The sequence below is a fragment of the Blautia sp. Sow4_E7 genome (genome assembly GCF_052116245.1).
In the GTDB taxonomy this organism is placed as follows: domain Bacteria; phylum Bacillota; class Clostridia; order Lachnospirales; family Lachnospiraceae; genus Blautia_A.
This window is the reverse complement of the sequence record NZ_JBQKLL010000026.1, coordinates 1-17,647: the sequence shown is the minus strand read 5'-3', so window position 1 is coordinate 17,647 and position 17,647 is coordinate 1. Positions and strand designations below refer to the sequence as shown.

Sequence of the window (17,647 nt, the reverse complement as noted above, 5' to 3'; positions counted from 1 at the left end):
CGATTTATTTACTGGATATCTCCTTCATTAAAAGAATCTCCGCAGTTCGGGCAGAATTTTGGCGGATTGGTTGGATCTGCCGGTTCCCATCCGCACTTGTCACAGCGGTAGCGGGGCTTCATTGCCGGCTTGGGAGAACCGCAGTTGGAGCAGAATTTACCTGTATTTACCGCACCGCAGGAACAGGTCCAGCTTCCGCCTGCCGTAGGAGCCTGAGGCTTTTTCGCACCGCATTCCGGGCAGAAATTGCCGGAAACCACAGCGCCGCAGGAGCATTTCCACTGGTCTGCGGAAGGAGCGGACTGCGTCGGGGAAGCCATCTGCGGCTGGGCTGGCTGCTGCGCCATCTGCTGTGCTGCCTGCTGCTGTCCCATAGCGTAAAGATTCTGTGCATTCAGTCCACCAGTCATATTTGCCATATTCATTCCCATAAAACCAGTCATAGCGCCGCCTGCATTGCCTGCTGCTGTTTTCATAGCGTCTGCCTGTGCTCCTGCAAGAGTAGCAGCTGCCATAGCAGGATTGCGGAGGATAGCCATACGCTGTGCCTCTTTGATCATCTTTGCATCTTCTTCTGGAAGCGTGATCGGGTTCATGGCAACAGAAACGATCACAAGACCACGAAGCTGGCTCCATTTCTGGGTAAGGGCCTGGTTCATGGCATCACAAAGCTCCATTGCATGAGCGGGAAGTGCACTTGGGCGGATTCCCTGCTGGGAGATAGTTGCAAATGCGGGCTGGAGGGCGGAGATGAACTCTGTTTTCAGCTGGCTCTCGATCTGCTCTTTGTCATACTGCTGCTCAAAGTTGCCGCACACATTGGAATAGAAGAGAAGCGGATCGGCAATCCGATAAGAATAAACACCGCTGCAGCGGACAGAAACGTCAATGTCCAGTCCGATATTCTGGTCTACCACACGGAATGGGATCGGATTCGGTGTGCCGAATTTGTTGTCTACCAGTTCCTTGGTGTTGAAATAGTAAACGCGCTGGTCTTTACCAGTGTCACCGCCGAAGGTGAAACGCTTTCCGATAGTTTGGAAAGTTTTCATAATGGCGTCGCCAAGGTTTCCGGAGAAAATACTTGGCTCAGTGGAAGCGTCGTAGGTGTACTGGCCAGGCTCTGCGCAGATGTCTACGATCTTGCCCTGCTCTACGATCATCATACACTGTCCGTCTGCAACGGCGATTCCGGAACCGCTGGTGATGATGTTATCGCTTCCTTTTGTATTGGAGGAACGCTTGGAGGTGCGCTTCTGGCCTTTCACGGCCAGAACGTCGTTGTCAATGGCATCGCAGTAGAAAAACTCTTTCCACTGGTCTGCAAGTGTACCGCCTGCGGCTCCCAGAGCTGCTTTAATAAGTCCCATAATAGTAACCCCTTTCTTTTAAATCGTCCAAAGGCTGTAGATGAAAAACTGAATTTTTTCATTGTACAGCAGTTGTCCGAGTGTTTTTTTTTCGTTTATGCACTTATATCTGAATTTTATCTGATTTTATCTGAAAAAACAAGCAACCTGTGAAAAAAGACAGGTTTTCGTGAAAATAAGACGTTATTTGCATGCACGAAAAAAATCCACAGCCTATTCATATAGTACTGTGGATTTTTGTCATTTGAAATACTAATTTTAGTCAATTTTTATTCTTCTGAATCGTCCTCGGAATAATCAGAGCCATCGGATCCGGAAGTGTCCGTTCCGGAGCTGTCGTTGGAAGTGCTGTCGGAACTGCTCTGGCTGGAAAGGTTCTGATAGTACCAGGAAGAAGTGATGGAATCATTATCTTCCACGTAATTTCCATTGGAATCCATCATATTTCCATCGGAGTCAAAGGCGACATCCATAAGATCTGTCTTCGTGGATGGCGTCACATTCATGGACATGATCTCGTCATACTTGGTTGTAAGATTCTCAAGGGAGAATTCATCTCCGATCGATTCGCGGACGCTGTGAACAGAGGCCAGTGCATCTGTATAGTCATCCAGCTTGTAAGGAGCATATTCCTTATTGTCATAGCTGTAATGCATTACCAGCGGCGTCAATGTGGCATCCTGGATCTCAACGGTGGTCTGGTCACCTTCTACAGTCTTCTGGATGGTAAAGGTTGCCATTCCGCCAAGAAGCTGCTTCAGTGTCTCCTGTCCGGTGACAAAGTTGCCAAGGGAGTAGTAGATCAGCATGTTGTGGCCGGAATCATCGGTAAGATAACCGTAAGGCTGAAGTACATTAGGGTTGGTGCCGATCACAACATCCACACCCTGTTCCATAAGGAAATTCGCCCATTCTTTCTCATATTCGGTAGGCATAGGCTCTTCGGTCTTGCCCCAGTTTGCACAGAAGATCACGCAATCAGCTGAAGACTTCGCCTGCTTGATGGCTGCAGCCACATCGGTGGTGTTGAAGGTGTCGATCATGGAACCTTTGGCAGAAGCGGCGGAAGTGGAACTGCTTCCTGCAGTGTCAGAGCTGGAAGAATCCTGGGTGTCCTCTTCGGAGGACTGGTCAGAACCTGTGTCCTGGCTGCCATATGCCGGGAAGGTATAGTCCAGGATGGCAATCTTGATTCCGTTTATCTCCACGATCTTCGGGGCGTCTGTGCCGGTCTGGTTCTCATGGATACCTGCCAGTGTTATCTCCGGATGGCTGGTTTTCCAATAATTCAGGGTTTCGGTGATCATGGAAGTACCGTTATCGTCAATGAGGGAAGTGGCGGATGTGACCACATTAAATCCTGCATTTACCAGGGCGTCCCCGATCTCAGTGGGGGTGGCATAAGGAGCGGTACCGCTGACTGCATTATGATCTGCAGTAAATGGTGTCTCCTGGTTCACGATGGAAATGTCAGCTGCCTGGATGTCAGCTTTCAGGTTGGTGTAAACGCTGTCGTAATTCCAGGTGCCACTGTCGGACTGTCCGGATGAAAGAAGGCTTGGCTGTATCAGGTTGTCGCCAACTGCAAGAACTGTGGCGGTGGTGACTTCCGGAGCGGAAACTGCCTCGGCTTCCTCCTTTTGTTTCTGGGCATCGGCTACTTTCTTGGCCTGGGCAGCAGGCTGCCGGATCATGGTGTAGTCCATCTGGTTAAAAATCAGGCACAGGACAATGAGAACTGCCACAGATACCAGAAAGCTGGTTCTGGAATTCAGCCGTTCTTTATAATTTAATGGAAGATTATCTCGTTTTTTCATGGTTTTATTCCTTTGTTATGAATGTAGGAAAGCTATGTTTGCTAATTTGCATTTATTATAGCAAATTATTGTGACCAAAGAAAGAAGTTATTACATAAATCTTTAAAAAATTGTTACGGGAAGTTGCTGATCAATGGCAGTGTTCCGTGAGGCGTGCTGCTGTGAAGGTGGTGAACAGTAACTACGGTTATTCAAGGGTCTCGTTGATGTACTTTCGCAGCACTGGAAACTGTACCGGCCCAATGGACAGAATCTGCTGGTGAAAGGCTTTCAGGTCAAAATTTTCCCCAAGGAGAGCCTGCTGTTCTTCTTTCAGATCCAGGAAATTTAAGTATCCAACATAGTATTTCAGATAATTAGCCGGGGTTTCTGCGATGTAGCGGTAGATTTCTGCGGTAACATGGGCGTCACGGATCCCGAAAAGGTTCAGGAACCTGGCGGCCTGGGCGGGTGTCCAGCCGCGGTAGTGGATTCCCACGTCTAAAAGGGAGTAGATGCACAGGTTGACACTGCGGTTCAGCCAGGACAGGCGGGTGTAGGCGGAGGCTTCCTCTGGGGACAGGTAGCTGGCTGCGTAACTGTAGGCATAACTTTCCACATAGGTCGCCCAGCCTTCCACATAGCCGCTGTAGTCGATCAGATACCGGATATGAGAAGGATTTTGCCGCCCGAAATAAATCGTCTGGTAAAGGTGGCCGGGAAAACCTTCGTGGGCCAGTGTGGTAAAAAGCTCCAGATTAGAGATCTGCCGTCCGTGATTGATGTAGATCACATTTGGTGTGCCAGTGTCCATAGGCGGTGTCAGGTAAAATGCCGGGCTTAGAAATTCTTCCATAGATTTATGTACAGAACGGATCTCAAAGTCCACAGAAGATATGGGGGGGAAATCCTGGAAAATAGAGGTCTCCAATGTGGTGACGATCAGCTCCGGTTCCATATCTGGCAGATCTGCTTTGGCTTCCAGAAGGGAAAGGAGTTCCGGGTATTTTTCCAAAAGAAGGGATAGCTCCTGGGAATCTGCGGAAAGCTGCTGGGTAAGGCGTTTCTCCAGCTTTTCCACAGGCAGGTAGATTCCAACCTGACTTTGGAGCAGGTATTGGTAATATTCTTTTCCACCAGAGAAATTCGCCAGTCCTCCTGTATTTTTGCCGGTGCCGCGAAGCTGTTCCAGTCCTTCGATCAGCTTTTGATAGGCTGGGAGAACTTTTTCCTGAAGGATCTGTTTGTGGGTTCGGATCAACTGTTCCTGGTCCTGGCTGGAGAGCTTGCCGTAGGTTTCCAGCTTCTGGGAAAAAATTTCCAGCATGTAGTTGGAATCCGGGTTCTGGATAAAGGCGCGGCACTGTTCCTGGATGCGGTCAAGGGTTTCGTCGCACATGAAAAATCCGGCGTCTGATTTTGCCTGTTCGAATGCAAAAATACTTTGGAAGTAGTCGTCGGTGCTGCACAGAAGGTTCAGGTAATCGGTGATGTCCTGATTTTCATAAAAGGCGTATTCTGCCAGAAGGACAGGCAGCTGGGCCTGGATGCCAAGGCTTGGGCTAAGAGGTTCTTCCAGAAGATACCGGTCTCCAAGGGTGGCTTCTGTATGGTAGTAGAGGAGCAGCAGGTCCAGGGTGAGGCGGTTGGTTGTAGAGAGCTTGGAGGTGGAAAAGGTTTTTAGCTTTTTTTCATATTGCTGGCAGAGAGCGGTTGCTTTTTCGTTGTCCAGGGGGATGGTGCCAAGGGCGGCGCGGGGGCGGGAGATGCCCTGCTTTTCCGGGTAAGCCAGGGAATAGTGGAGGTTCAGGGCGTTGCTGGAAACTTCTTTTTCAAATATGGATTCTGCGAATTTTTCGAAGCGGGCGTTTTCGGAAAAGATGTGGCTGGAAAGCCAGGTGAAGGAGAGAAACAGGAGCAGAAAAATGGCTAGAAAAATAGCCGGAAGCTTTCTGTTTTTATGGAATGGAAATGAGGACTTAAAAAAGTCGTTTTGTGAGAAAAATGTATAAAATTTATTCCTGCTATTTGAAAGGGCCTTCTTGGTTTTGGCATGTTCATGGCAATTAAAATCTGTGGATTTGGGAGTATCTGGCATAATATGCCCTCCGAAGCTGGGGGATTTCTACTATATTATTGAGAATTTCGGTAGAGTATGCGAGATATTTGGTTCCATGGTGCCGGGAGTGTGAGGACTTTGTGTACAGGACTGGCGGTCTGACGAAAATGAAGTGTGATGGAATGTTGAAGTTGTGGAATTTCACGGAAAACTGGTTTTTGCGGTAGTTGGAAGGAAAATTGACGGTGGCAGGTTGTTGTGATATTATACGTAACTGTTACATAGACTTAATAAAAATGTAACAATTGAAGGCGAGGGAGTATATCGCGAAAGAGTGAAACGAGTTACTGTTCAGGAGGTGGACAGTAATGTGAGAGCATTCCGGAAAACGGTAATGGAAAGAAAATTTCCGAATCTGGAAATGAAGGGTCATTTTATATAAATCGAGAGGTGTATGAATGTTAAAAAATAAAATGAAAAAACTGGCTTGCGGGATGACAATGTGCATTACGGTCTGTTCCCAGGTGATTTTTCCACAGACTGCGTTCGCAGCGACTGAGGCCGCTGTGGAAAAAGCGGGAGAGGCGTTTGTGGCTGAGTTGACAGAGGACGATACCGCAGAAGATACCGAAGAGGTGCTCTCAGAGGAAGAGCTTCGCCAGCAGATCGTGGATTTTGCCCTGCAGTTTGAGGGAAATCCTTATGTTTATGGCGGGACAAGCCTGACAAATGGGGCGGACTGCTCGGGATTTGTGATGTCTGTGTTTGCACAGTTTGGATATTCTCTGCCAAGGGTGGCGGCGGACCAGTATTATCAGTCTGCGAAAAAGAGTGTGGCTGACTTAGAGCCGGGAGATCTGTTTTTTTACGGAAGCGGGATCAGCCATGTAGCGCTGTATATCGGAAATGGACAGATCATCCATGCCAGCACATCTGCATCAGGAATCAAGATTTCCAATTATGATTACGAGGCTCCTGTGGGAGTGGGAACTTATATTGAGGCGGATGGCTTTGCCAGTGAATAAGGATGAGAGACTGGAAGTTTTTTATATGTTCCAGTACTTACGGCCGGGGAACATTCCCCGGTCTTTTTTATATTTGCGTGAGCAGCGAGCCAAACTTGCAGAGCTTGTTTTGTCTCGTTTAGAGGAAATCTATGGGAGCTCTTATTTTATGAATCTACACGCTGGCGAAAAACACAGGGGAATGGTGAGAGAACGAATTTGATTTGTGTGTATTTTGTAAGGTATTGTAAATACGATATTTTTCAAGGGGAAATGTCGAAAAATGTTGAAATTGGCAGATTGCACAAAGACTTTTTGAAAATGTGGATAGGTGAATTAGTCCAGCAAAAGTTTTCCACTTTTCCAAATATGGAAAAACGTTGAAGAATCAAGTTATGCACAAAGTTATCCACATTATCCACATGGAAAAGCATGTGGATGAGTTGATTTACATAATGGGAATCGAAACAAATGTTTTGGTTATTGTTATGAAAATGTAAAATTCGACAGAAATCGGAAAAAAGGTATTGACTTTTACAAAATCAAAATATTATAGAATATTCGCGGAGAAAATAACAATTTAGGAGATAAAAGCTGAATTATCTGACGATAATGAAGACTAAAATAATCATAGCTCCACTTGATTTGATAAGAAAAAACGCCCAATGGGGTGATCCCATTGGGACGTTTCATTACTGAGCAAAACAAAAATGTATTCAAGTGTAACCATTAGTAACCACAAAAAATGGAACAGTTTGGGGTTAAAAACGTGAGATTACAATTTATAGCCGAAAGGTTTAAAATTCCCGAGAGCCTTGATTTTACTGGCTTTCAGGGCACAAAAAAACACCGTCCCCGCGGCAATCGCTTTGTCCGCAAAAACAGTGCTTTCAGTGCGCCTTCAGGGGTTCGAACCCTGGACACCCTGATTAAGAGTCAGGTGCTCTACCAACTGAGCTAAAGGCGCTTTTCTTATTTCGTTGATTTGTTATTTCCTCAACGCAAGATGTATTATATATCAGGTGCGTACCAAAAGTCAATAGGAATTTTATAATTTTTTTAAATTTTTTCGAAAACTTTTACGATTATGCAGGAAACATAGGAAAATAGCGGACTTTACGAGGCTTGGAGCTTGGGAAAACCTGCGATTTTTTAGGGAAAAAGGATCTTTTAGGATTTTTCTTTGTCCTTTTTATCTTTTGGAAACATGCCATCCAAGAGCTTTGAGAGTTCGTCTGCGTGCTTTTTCACGCCAGAGAAATGATTGTTCATATTCTTATGTTCGTAGCCGAACTGGGCAGCATATTTCTGTAAAGGGCTGGTTCGCTTCATATAAAAAAACTCCTGTCGGATATTTCTTCCTTATAATATGATGAAAAATATAATAAGGTGCAATATCTGACAGGAGAAAGATTGTATAACTAAATGGAAGTCCCACCCTGTGGAAGGGGCGCGTAAGGATATCGAAACCGACTCCGGTAATGAAGCATTTACCGGCTGATGATCATCTTACAGATCGGATTCCCCATAGAAGAAAATTTTTCCTCATACTCGGTCATCACATTTCCAGCCATCATTTCTTCATCGTGATGTAGGTCAAAGGTATGTGCCTCCAGCTTCCATCCGGCTTCCGGAACTTCTTCCAGGGAAAAGTCGAAGAGGCCGCGGTTGTCGGTCTTGAATTCGATGGTGCCGTCCTCTTTCAGAATCTTGTCATAGCGGGCAAGGAATTCCCGGGAAGTAAGTCGGCGGGAAGCGTGGCGTGCCTTCGGCCATGGATCGGAAAAGTTCAGGTAGATTCTGTCAACCTCCCCTTTCTCAAAAACCTCCGGAAGCAGGCGGGCGTCCATACGCATGAATTTCAGGTTGGAAAGCTCCTGGCCGTCTTCTGCCAGAGCCTCTTTTTTCTGGATGGCGCGAAGGAGCACGCTGTCATACATTTCGATTCCGATATAATTGATCTCCGGGTGAAGTCTCGCCATATCCATAAGAAAGCGGCCTTTTCCCATGCCTACCTCCAGCTGGATAGGCTGAACCTGTGGGAAAACCTTGTCCCAGTGGCCTTTATTCTCCTGGGGATTCTGGATCACGTAGATACTTTCTTCGATTGCGTCTTTTGCGCCTGGTATATTTCTAAGTCGCATAAATTCCTCCTGTGAATGATTTTATAATGGGTGAAAGCTGCTGCTTATTTTCCACGAAAGCTCTGCTGAGTGAGCGGCAATAGGGGAAAATAGGCATACAGCTAAAATGGCTGTTGGGATCAGCTGATCATATCTATTTATAACAAAACTACTATACATGATTTCCAACTTTTCCGCAATAATATTGATAGCATGATTTTCTCCAGTGGAGGCGCTAGTGTTACTGTTCGCAGGCAGTATTTCGCAAAGCATGTTGCTGTGAACATGAACATGCCCTGCAAAAAGAATATTTTGAACGAATTTGACGGAATGTGAATCCGTGAATAAGAAAAAACAGATGAGAAGATATGCGAAAACAATATATAAATATGCACTTTCTTCCTATTATAAATAATACATGTACCTATTATAAATTTTCGATATAACAGAACTGGTCGAGATTGTTAATTTTTAGTCATATTATCTGGAATTGTATTGAATTTTTGTGAAAATTTTAGGCAAACTTTGACTGGCTTTTTCCACGAAATGGGTGTAAGATACTTAAAAATTGAAAAGGAGGGGAAAAATGGAACAGATAATCGGTAAGTTATCCGAGATAGAGACCACTGCAGAGACCATTATGAAAGACGCCCTGCAGAAGAAGAAAGCTCTTTCAGCTGAGATGGAAAGGCAGTCCAAGGAATTCGACACCCAGCTGGAGAAACAGACCGAAGAGCAGATTAAGGAAATTCGCCGGAATCTTGAAGGTGAGAAGGATAAGCGCCTGTCTTCCCTGCGTGAGGACACCCAGAAATCCTTAAGTCAGCTCGACGCTTACTACGAGAAGAATCACGAACGCCTTTCCAGAGAAATTTTTGAAAAGATCATTCAGGAGGAAGTGATGTAATGGGAAGCGTTCTTTCCTACAGCGGAATTTCCACGAAAATACGCGCTATGAGCAGTCATCTGGTGACAGATGAACAGCTTCAGGAAATCGTCCACTTTTCGGACGTTCCACAGGTAGCCGCTTATTTGAAGAAAACGCCGGAATATGCGAAAGCCTGGTCTGACCTTGATGAGAATAACCTTCACCGAGGCGAGATCGAGAAGCTTCTGAAGAAATCCATTTTCGGAAATTTCTCCCGCATTTACAATTTTGCAAACAAGGAACAGCGCAAATTCCTGGCACTTTATTCCAAGCGCTACGAAATCCGTGTTCTGAAAGAGATCTTAACCAATCTCTTCGATCACAGAAGTACCGATCCTGTGGATATGAGTCCTTACCGCGACTTTTTCCTGCACCATTCCAAGCTGGATATTGACAGAGTGGCAGGTTCCGGAAATATGGATGAGTTCATGACAGCCCTGAAGGGCAATGAATTCTACGCTCCGCTTCAGAGTGTATATGAGAACGGCAATGGACTTTTATTTGACTACGGAATGGCTCTTGATCTTTATTATTTCAATCAGATCTGGAGTGTCCGCAAAAAGTTATTCAAGGGAAATGATCTGGACGAGATCACCAAGGCTTACGGCGAGAAGTTTGATATGGTAAACCTGCAGTTCATCCTGCGTTCCAAACGCTATTACAAGATGGAGCCTGCAGCCATCTACGCACAGCTGATTCCCGTGAATTATAAACTAAAGAAAGAAGAAATCACAGCCATGGTAGAAGCTACCAGCAATGAAGAGGGTGAGCAGATTTTCAACCGTACTTGGTATGGCCGGAAATATCAGCAGCTGAACCTGGTTTCCATGGAGGAGCTCTATAACAACCTGCTCCGTACCGTCCTGGAGAAAGAGGCACGCAAGGATCCTTATTCCGTAGCTGTTTTGTATTCTTATCTTTATCACAAAGAACATGAGGTAAACCGTCTGACCATCGCACTGGAGTGTGTTCGTTACCAGGTTGATCCGGACGAGGCAATGCGTTATGTTCACAACAATTAGTAACCCGGAGGTAGCAATGTGATTGAGAAAATGAAATTTGTCAGCATTACCGGGCCAAGGGAGGATATCGACCGAGTTGTAAATAATTATCTCAGCCGGTATGAAATCCATCTGGAGAATGCTCTTACAGAGCTCACAGATGTGAAAAATCTCTCTCCTTACATTGAGGTCAATCCTTACAAAGAAGCTCTCAGCACTGTGGGCAGCTTTTTTGAAGAGGTTGAGAACCCGGAGCAGGCTTCTGCGAAGAAGCTTCCAATCGAAAAAGCTCTCTCTTGCGTACAGCAGATCAAAGAGGAAGCGGATGTCCTGAATAAGACCCGCCAGGAACTGGAAGAGAAACGTGATTCCCTGTCAGAATCACTTCGAATCATCTATCCTTTTAGAAATGTAGACTTTGATGTGCAGTCTATCCTGAAAATGCGTTATATCCATTATCGTTTTGGACGGATCGAGAAAGAGTATTTCGAGAAATTTAAAACTTACATTTATGACAATCTGGACACGATTTTCATTAAATGTGATGAAGACGAACGTTATATCTGGGGAATTTATTTTGTTCCCGTTCATGAAGCACAGCGGATCCATGCCGTATATTCTGCTATGCACTTTGAAAAAATTTATGTACCGGATCAGTACGATGGAACTGCCAAGGCTGCTTTCACAGCACTTGAAGCAGAGTATAAGAAGACCATTGCTGACCTGGATGCAAACAAAGCGGCAAGAAAAGCTTTCTTTAAGAAATATGCATCTGACATTGCTTCCTGCAAGCTGACACTTTCCCAGTTTTCACGGAACTTTGATATCCGTAAGCTGGCAGCCTGCACACATGGAGACAATAAAGAAGAGGCAGCAGCTGATTATAAGCCGAAGGAACCTTTCTATATCCTTTGCGGCTGGATGACAGAGAAGGATGCCAAGGCATTCCAGAATGATATTTCCGGAGATACCCATATCTTCTGTCTGATCGATGAGAATGAGCAGGAGGATGCCCACAAGACACCGCCTACCAAGCTGAAGAACCCCAAGCTTTTCAAGCCATTCGAAATGTACACCAAAATGTATGGCCTTCCGGCTTACGGAGAGATGGACCCCACCTGGTTTATCGCCCTTACTTATTCCTTTATTTTCGGCGCCATGTTCGGAGATGCAGGACAGGGACTGGTTTTACTTATTGGCGGATTCCTTCTTTACAAGTTCAAACATATTGATCTTGCCGGAATCATCAGCTGTGCCGGAATCTTTTCCACATTCTTTGGTTTCATGTTCGGCAGCTTCTTCGGATTCGAGGATATTATAGAACCTATCTGGCTGCGTCCTATGGATGCCATGATGGATGTACCTTTTATTGGAAAACTGAACACCGTATTTATTATTGCCATTGGCTTTGGTATGGGAATCATTCTTCTGTGTATGATTTTTAATATTATGAATTCCCTGAAAGCAAAGGATACGGAAAAGACATGGTTTGATACAAACTCAGTTGCCGGTCTTGTATTCTATGGCTCTGCAGTTGTTGTTCTTGCTCTGTTTATGACAGGTCATAAACTTCCGGGCGGCATCGTTCTTTGCATTATGTTTATCCTTCCGCTGCTTGTAATGTTCTTAAAAGAGCCTCTTACAAACCTTGTGGAAAAGAAGCCGGCAGCTTTTGACGGTGGTGTAGGAATGTTTATTGTCCAGGGATTCTTCGAGATGTTCGAGGTTCTTCTGAGCTACTTCTCCAACACACTTTCCTTTGTGCGTATCGGAGCTTATGCAGTCAGCCATGCAGCTATGATGCAGGTTGTGCTGATGCTGGCAGGTGCAGAGAATGGAAACCCGAACTGGGTAGCAATCGTTCTTGGAAATATTTTCGTATGTGCTCTTGAGGGACTGATCGTTGGTATTCAGGTACTGAGACTTGAGTATTACGAGATGTTCAGCCGTTTCTACAAGGGAAGCGGAAGAAAATTCGAGCCTTTCCGTTCTGACGCGGAGGCGAAATAAGCTGCCGTTGGTAGTGAAATATTTATCAGATGTCTCTGTGAAATGCAGTGACATTACAAATGTTAAAACACGAGGAGGTCAATTATCATGACAGTTATGACACAGATTATTTTAGCAGTAGCGCTTGTATTAAGCATTATCGTTCCATTTGGTTATTATTTCATCGGCGAGAAGAGCCGTGGTCGTTACAAAACAACAATCGCAACAAACGCATTTTTCTTCTTTGGTACTATGTTAGTAGCAGCAATGGTTATGTTTGCAGGAAGCTCTTCTGTACAGGCTGCAACAGGCGCTGATGCAGGTATTGCAACAGGTCTTGGATATATCGCAGCAGCTCTTGTTACAGGTCTTTCCTGTATTGGTGGTGGTATTGCCGTAGCCAGTGCGGCAAGTGCAGCTCTTGGTGCAATCAGCGAGGATCAGAGCATTCTTGGTAAATCCCTTATCTTCGTAGGTCTTGCCGAAGGTGTTGCTCTTTACGGTCTGATCATTTCCTTCATGATCATCGGTAAATTATAATTATGAAAATGTTTTTGATCAGTGACAACATCGATACCTGTACAGGGATGAGACTGGCAGGTGTGGAAGGCGTGGTAGTCCATGAGCGTGACGAACTGAAGGACGCTCTGGAAAAAGCAATCGCCAACAAAGAAATCGGGATCCTTCTCCTGACCGAGAAATTCGGCCGGGAGTTTCCCCAGATCGTGGACGATGTAAAGCTGAACCATAAAACGCCTTTGATCATCGAAATCCCTGACAGGCATGGTACAGGTCGTGGACCTGATTTTATCACTTCATATGTGAACGAAGCCATTGGCTTAAAGTTATAGGCAGGAGAAGACCAAGCATGACAATTGAAGAAAAACTGCAGCATTTCTATGACACTTCCGTTGCGGAAGCCCAGACAGAGGCTGAGAATACACTGGAAGCCCATAAGAAGAGTCTGGAAGAAATGCTTGAAAAGCATAAAGAATCAAGAAAAATGGATGCCGAGGCACAGATCAAGGCAGAGACAGAAAATGCTACCCGCGAGGTAAATAAGGCACTTTCTGCCGAGCAGCTGACTTTAAGACGTGACTGGACAGCCAAACAGAATGAGCTTAGAAATGAGCTTTTTGTAGAGGTTAAGAATCATCTGGAGGACTTTATGGAGAGCCCTGAATATCAGGATTATCTTTGTACAAGAATCCAGAAGGCAAGAGAATTTGCGGGAAATGATGAAATCTTCATCTATCTTTCCCCGGAAGATACAGCATTACAGCGTTCTATCGTTGCAAAGACAGGATTTACAGTTGAGATTTCCAATGAGCCGTTTATGGGCGGCATCAAAGCAACAATCCCGGCGAAAAATATCCTGATCGACAATTCTTTCATGAGCGCCTATGAGAAGCTGAAAAAAGAATTCAAATTTGACGGAGGGCTGAGCCATGAATAAAACAGGTATTATCTACGGCGTTAACGGTCCTGTTATTTATCTGAAAGGCGACCCGGGATTTAAGATTTCCGAGATGGTTTATGTTGGACCTGAGAAGCTGGTCGGTGAGGTCATTGGTCTGAAAAAGGGCATGACCACCGTACAGGTTTTCGAGGAGACAACAGGACTGAAGCCAGGAGATACAGTAATAGGAACAGGCGATGCCATTTCCGTTCTTCTGGGACCTGGAATCATTCACAATATTTTCGATGGTATTCAGCGTCCTCTGGAGGAGATTGCAAAATCCTCCGGTAAATATATTTCCCGTGGTGTCAGTGTTGATTCCCTTGACACTTCCAAGAAATGGGATGTTCACGTAACCGTAAAGGTTGGAGATATGGTAAGCGCAGGTACTATCATTGCTGAGACTCAGGAGACCGCTTCCATTCTTCATAAATCCATGGTTCCGCCAACAATCGGAGATGCTGAGGTTATCAAGGTCGTTCCGGACGGAGCTTATACAATCCTTGATCCTATCGTAACCGTTCGTCTTTCTGACGGCAGCGAGCGTGACATTGCTCTTGCCCAGAAATGGCCTATCCGTGTGCCAAGACCTACTTACAAACGTTTCCCTGCAAGTGTACCGCTGGTAACCGGACAGCGTATCCTGGATACCCTTTTCCCAATTGCAAAAGGTGGTACAGCAGCGATCCCTGGTGGTTTCGGTACTGGAAAAACCATGACACAGCACCAGATCGCAAAGTGGTCTGACGCAGATATCATCATCTACATTGGATGTGGTGAGCGTGGAAACGAGATGACACAGGTCCTTGAGGACTTCAGTAAACTGATCGACCCGAAATCAGGCAACCTGATGATGGATCGTACTACTCTGATCGCCAACACTTCCAACATGCCTGTTGCAGCCCGTGAGGCTTCTATTTATACAGGTGTTACACTTGCTGAATATTACCGTGACATGGGTTATGATGTTGCCATCATGGCAGACTCCACTTCCCGTTGGGCTGAGGCTCTTCGTGAGTTATCCGGACGTCTGGAGGAAATGCCTGCTGAGGAAGGTTTCCCGGCATACCTGGCTTCTAAGCTTTCCGCTTTCTATGAGAGAGCTGGTATGATGCAGAACTTAAATGGAACCGAAGGTTCCGTATCTATTATCGGTGCGGTTTCCCCACAGGGTGGTGACTTCTCCGAGCCTGTTACACAGAACACCAAGCGTTTCGTCCGCTGCTTCTGGGGACTGGATAAATCTCTGGCTTATGCCCGTCATTTCCCGGCTATCCACTGGCTGACAAGCTACAGTGAGTACCTGGAGGACTTAAGCCCATGGTACAGAGACAATGTTTCCAGCAAATTTGTAAGCGACCGTAACCAGCTGATGGCGATCCTGAACCAGGAGAGTTCCCTGATGGAGATCGTAAAGCTGATCGGTAGTGATGTTCTTCCGGATGATCAGAAGCTGACTCTGGAGATCGCAAGGGTGATCCGTCTTGGATTCCTTCAGCAGAATGCGTTCCATGCTGAGGATACCTGTGTACCGATGAGCAAGCAGTTCAATATGATGGAGATCATCCTTTATCTGTACGAGAAGTGCCGTTCCCTTGTAAATCAGGGCATGCCGGTTTCCGTACTGAAGGAGGACAACATTTTTGAGCGTGTTATTGCCATCAAATATGATGTTCCGAACAACAAACCTGAGATGTTTGACCAGTATAAGGCTGACATCGACAGATTCTACGATAACGTATTAGAGAGAAACGGCTGATAGGGAGGTAAGTTTTTTATGGCAATCGAATATTTAGGCCTGAGTGAAATAAACGGCCCTCTTGTAGTTCTGGAAGGCGTTAAGAACGCTTCCTACGAGGAGATCGTCTCCTTCCGTATGGATGACGGTACCGAAAAACTTGGCCGTATCATTGAAATATACGAAGATAAAGCAGTTATCCAGGTTTTCGAGGGGACTGATAATATGTCCCTTGGAAACACACATACACGTCTTAGCGGTCACCCAATGGAGATCGGACTTTCCCCGGAGATCCTGGGACGTACCTTTAACGGTATTGGACAGCCGATCGATGGTCTTGGCGAGATCACACCAGAGGTGAGCCTGAACATCAATGGCCTGCCGCTGAACCCGGTTACCCGTGAGTATCCGCGTAACTACATCAATACCGGTATTTCCGCAATTGATGGTCTGACCACTCTGATCCGTGGACAGAAGCTTCCGATTTTCTCTGGAAATGGTCTTCCTCATGATAAGCTGGCTGCACAGATCGTGCGTCAGGCTTCTCTGGGTGCTGATTCTGATGAGAATTTCGCTATTGTATTTGCTGCAATGGGTGTTAAGTATGATGTTGCGGAGTTTTTCCGCAGAACATTTGAGGAGAGCGGTGCTTCCGATCACGTTGTCATGTTTCTGAACCTGGCAAATGACCCGACTGTTGAGCGTCTTCTGACTCCGAAGATCGCCCTGACTGCAGCTGAGTATCTGGCTTTTGAAAAGGGTATGCATATTCTGGTTATCCTTACAGATATTACTTCTTTCTGCGAGGCTATGCGTGAGGTTTCTTCTTCCAAAGGTGAGATTCCTTCCCGTAAGGGTTATCCGGGATACCTTTACAGTGAGCTGGCTACTTTGTATGAGCGTGCTGGTATTGTGGCTGGCGGTACCGGTTCTGTTACACAGATCCCGATCCTGACTATGCCCAATGATGATATTACCCATCCGATCCCTGACCTTACCGGTTATATTACAGAGGGTCAGATCGTTCTGGACAGACAGCTTCATGGTCAGGGTATTTACCCGCCGATCAATGTTCTGCCGTCTCTTTCCCGTCTGATGAAGGATGGTATTGGTGAGGGCTTCACAAGAGCGGATCACCAGGATGTTGCGAATCAGCTGTTTTCCTGTTATGCGAAGGTTGGAGATGCCAGAGCTCTTGCTTCTGTTATCGGTGAGGATGAGCTTTCTCCTCTGGATAAGAAGTATCTGCAGTTTGGTAAGGCTTTTGAGGCTGAGTTTGTTGGCCAGACAGATACAGAGAACAGAAGTATTATCGATACTCTGAATAAGGGCTGGGAGCTTCTTGGCATGCTTCCGAAGGATGAGCTTGACCGTATTGATACTAAGATTCTGGATCAGTATTATCACGAGACTACCAAATAAAGAGTGAGGTGACTTGAATGGATCCGAATACCTTTCCTACCAAGGGTAATTTAATTCTGGCTAAGAATTCACTTGCTCTTTCCCGTCAGGGTTATGAACTGATGGATAAAAAGCGTAATATTCTGATTCGTGAGATGATGAATCTGGTGGATCAGGCGAAGGATATCCAGGGACAGATCGATGAGACGTTCCGGACTGCGTATGCGGCTTTGCAGAAGGCGAATATGGAGATGGGTATCGCGTTTGTGGATCAGATTTCGCATACGGTGCCGGTGGAGGACTCGATACGGATTAAGACACGTAGTGTTATGGGTACGGAGATTCCGCTGGTGGAGTATGATAAGTCGGGGAATGTGCCGACATATGCTTATTATAGTACGAAGATGTCTCTGGATGAGGCGAAGGCGGCTTTTGAGAGGGTGAAGGAGCTTTCCATTAAGTTGTCTATGATTGAGAATTCAGCGATTCGACTGGCTAGCAATATTAAGAAGACTCAGAAGAGGGCGAATGCGCTGAAGAATATTACGATTCCTAAGTTCGAGGCTCTGACGAAGGATATTTCCAATGCTTTGGAGGAGAAAGAGCGTGAGGAATTTACGCGATTAAAAGTTATTAAGAGGATGAAGCAGGGTGCATGAGGCACCCTGTCAGATTGTAGACAAAGCCCTGCTTTTGCAGGGTTTTGCTATTGTTGGAACCGCTTTTCTGATATAATAAATATCAGAAGGGCGGTGTTTTTTATGATGACGAAAAATGCA

At 45.7% G+C, this 17,647-nt stretch carries 15 protein-coding genes and 1 tRNA gene; 10 read left to right on the top strand and 6 right to left on the bottom strand.

What is annotated here, in order from left to right:
* Positions 1-8 precede the first annotated feature (8 nt).
* The 3 genes from ACTQ50_RS13500 to ACTQ50_RS13490 all read right to left on the bottom strand — a co-directional run bounded on the left by ACTQ50_RS13500 (position 9) and on the right by ACTQ50_RS13490 (position 5,264).
* Positions 9-1,370 carry an SPFH domain-containing protein gene (locus ACTQ50_RS13500; protein WP_441484629.1) on the bottom strand — a complete coding sequence of 454 codons (1,362 nt, stop codon included), beginning with the start codon at positions 1,368-1,370 and terminating at the stop codon, positions 9-11.
* Between the two features lie 269 nt (positions 1,371-1,639).
* Positions 1,640-3,187 (bottom strand): CapA family protein, encoded by a 1,548-nt coding sequence (locus ACTQ50_RS13495; protein ID WP_441484628.1) that lies wholly within the window; start codon positions 3,185-3,187, stop codon positions 1,640-1,642.
* 187 nt (positions 3,188-3,374) lie between these two features.
* On the bottom strand, positions 3,375-5,264 hold the full coding sequence (locus ACTQ50_RS13490; protein ID WP_441484627.1) for a DUF885 domain-containing protein: 1,890 nt from the start codon (positions 5,262-5,264) through the stop codon (positions 3,375-3,377).
* A gap of 419 nt (positions 5,265-5,683) precedes the next feature.
* On the opposite strand from ACTQ50_RS13490, the gene ACTQ50_RS13485 reads away from it, so the two are divergent.
* Positions 5,684-6,250 (top strand): C40 family peptidase, encoded by a 567-nt coding sequence (locus tag ACTQ50_RS13485; protein ID WP_441484626.1) that lies wholly within the window; start codon positions 5,684-5,686, stop codon positions 6,248-6,250.
* A gap of 873 nt (positions 6,251-7,123) precedes the next feature.
* On the opposite strand, the gene ACTQ50_RS13480 is transcribed toward ACTQ50_RS13485, so the two are convergent.
* The 3 genes from ACTQ50_RS13480 to trmB form a co-directional block, all read right to left on the bottom strand.
* Positions 7,124-7,196: transfer RNA gene (locus ACTQ50_RS13480), tRNA-Lys, on the bottom strand.
* Between the two features lie 203 nt (positions 7,197-7,399).
* Entirely contained in the window at positions 7,400-7,561 is a 162-nt protein-coding gene (locus ACTQ50_RS13475) for a hypothetical protein (RefSeq protein ID WP_441484625.1), read from the bottom strand.
* Positions 7,562-7,719: 158 nt separating this feature from the next.
* The gene (gene trmB / locus ACTQ50_RS13470) at positions 7,720-8,373 is read right to left on the bottom strand and encodes a tRNA (guanosine(46)-N7)-methyltransferase TrmB (RefSeq protein WP_441484624.1); all 654 of its coding nucleotides are present in this window, start codon (positions 8,371-8,373) and stop codon (positions 7,720-7,722) included.
* Positions 8,374-8,938: 565 nt separating this feature from the next.
* On the opposite strand from trmB, the gene ACTQ50_RS13465 reads away from it, so the two are divergent.
* The 9 genes from ACTQ50_RS13465 (at position 8,939) to ACTQ50_RS13425 (ending at position 17,527) form a co-directional block, all read left to right on the top strand.
* A complete protein-coding gene (locus ACTQ50_RS13465; RefSeq protein ID WP_441484623.1) occupies positions 8,939-9,259 on the top strand; it encodes a hypothetical protein in 321 nt (106 codons plus the stop codon).
* Positions 9,259-10,302 carry a V0D/AC39 family V-type ATPase subunit gene (locus ACTQ50_RS13460; protein WP_441484622.1) on the top strand — a complete coding sequence of 348 codons (1,044 nt, stop codon included), beginning with the start codon at positions 9,259-9,261 and terminating at the stop codon, positions 10,300-10,302. The genes ACTQ50_RS13465 and ACTQ50_RS13460 overlap by 1 nt, the downstream gene beginning before the upstream one ends.
* A gap of 18 nt (positions 10,303-10,320) precedes the next feature.
* Positions 10,321-12,291 (top strand): V-type ATP synthase subunit I, encoded by a 1,971-nt coding sequence (locus tag ACTQ50_RS13455; RefSeq protein WP_441484621.1) that lies wholly within the window; start codon positions 10,321-10,323, stop codon positions 12,289-12,291.
* A gap of 87 nt (positions 12,292-12,378) precedes the next feature.
* Positions 12,379-12,810 carry an ATP synthase subunit C gene (locus tag ACTQ50_RS13450; RefSeq protein WP_118579356.1) on the top strand — a complete coding sequence of 144 codons (432 nt, stop codon included), beginning with the start codon at positions 12,379-12,381 and terminating at the stop codon, positions 12,808-12,810.
* Positions 12,811-12,812: 2 nt separating this feature from the next.
* Positions 12,813-13,121, top strand: a complete 309-nt coding sequence (locus tag ACTQ50_RS13445) for a V-type ATP synthase subunit F (RefSeq protein WP_441484620.1) — start codon at positions 12,813-12,815, stop codon at positions 13,119-13,121.
* 17 nt (positions 13,122-13,138) lie between these two features.
* Positions 13,139-13,726, top strand: a complete 588-nt coding sequence (locus ACTQ50_RS13440) for a V-type ATP synthase subunit E (RefSeq protein ID WP_441484619.1) — start codon at positions 13,139-13,141, stop codon at positions 13,724-13,726.
* Complete coding sequence (locus ACTQ50_RS13435) at positions 13,719-15,488, top strand: V-type ATP synthase subunit A (RefSeq protein ID WP_441484618.1); 1,770 nt, start codon at positions 13,719-13,721, stop codon at positions 15,486-15,488. The genes ACTQ50_RS13440 and ACTQ50_RS13435 overlap by 8 nt, the downstream gene beginning before the upstream one ends.
* Positions 15,489-15,506: 18 nt before the next feature.
* On the top strand, positions 15,507-16,889 hold the full coding sequence (locus ACTQ50_RS13430; protein ID WP_295309791.1) for a V-type ATP synthase subunit B: 1,383 nt from the start codon (positions 15,507-15,509) through the stop codon (positions 16,887-16,889).
* A gap of 17 nt (positions 16,890-16,906) precedes the next feature.
* A complete protein-coding gene (locus ACTQ50_RS13425) occupies positions 16,907-17,527 on the top strand; it encodes a V-type ATP synthase subunit D (RefSeq protein WP_441484617.1) in 621 nt (206 codons plus the stop codon).
* Positions 17,528-17,647: the final 120 nt, after the last annotated feature.

Excerpts from the sequence above, each read along its gene's own strand:
- ACTQ50_RS13450 (WP_118579356.1), top strand. The coding sequence starts at position 12,379 with ATGACAGTTATGACACAGATTATTTTAGCAGTAGCGCTTGTATTAAGC.
- ACTQ50_RS13495 (WP_441484628.1), bottom strand. The coding sequence starts at position 3,187 with ATGAAAAAACGAGATAATCTTCCATTAAATTATAAAGAACGGCTGAAT.
- ACTQ50_RS13465 (WP_441484623.1), top strand. The coding sequence starts at position 8,939 with ATGGAACAGATAATCGGTAAGTTATCCGAGATAGAGACCACTGCAGAG.
- ACTQ50_RS13485 (WP_441484626.1), top strand. The coding sequence starts at position 5,684 with ATGTTAAAAAATAAAATGAAAAAACTGGCTTGCGGGATGACAATGTGC.
- ACTQ50_RS13435 (WP_441484618.1), top strand. The coding sequence starts at position 13,719 with ATGAATAAAACAGGTATTATCTACGGCGTTAACGGTCCTGTTATTTAT.
- trmB (WP_441484624.1), bottom strand. The coding sequence starts at position 8,373 with ATGCGACTTAGAAATATACCAGGCGCAAAAGACGCAATCGAAGAAAGT.
- ACTQ50_RS13425 (WP_441484617.1), top strand. The coding sequence starts at position 16,907 with ATGGATCCGAATACCTTTCCTACCAAGGGTAATTTAATTCTGGCTAAG.
- ACTQ50_RS13460 (WP_441484622.1), top strand. The coding sequence starts at position 9,259 with ATGGGAAGCGTTCTTTCCTACAGCGGAATTTCCACGAAAATACGCGCT.
- ACTQ50_RS13500 (WP_441484629.1), bottom strand. The coding sequence starts at position 1,370 with ATGGGACTTATTAAAGCAGCTCTGGGAGCCGCAGGCGGTACACTTGCA.
- ACTQ50_RS13430 (WP_295309791.1), top strand. The coding sequence starts at position 15,507 with ATGGCAATCGAATATTTAGGCCTGAGTGAAATAAACGGCCCTCTTGTA.
- ACTQ50_RS13475 (WP_441484625.1), bottom strand. The coding sequence starts at position 7,561 with ATGAAGCGAACCAGCCCTTTACAGAAATATGCTGCCCAGTTCGGCTAC.
- ACTQ50_RS13445 (WP_441484620.1), top strand. The coding sequence starts at position 12,813 with ATGAAAATGTTTTTGATCAGTGACAACATCGATACCTGTACAGGGATG.
- ACTQ50_RS13440 (WP_441484619.1), top strand. The coding sequence starts at position 13,139 with ATGACAATTGAAGAAAAACTGCAGCATTTCTATGACACTTCCGTTGCG.
- ACTQ50_RS13490 (WP_441484627.1), bottom strand. The coding sequence starts at position 5,264 with ATGCCAGATACTCCCAAATCCACAGATTTTAATTGCCATGAACATGCC.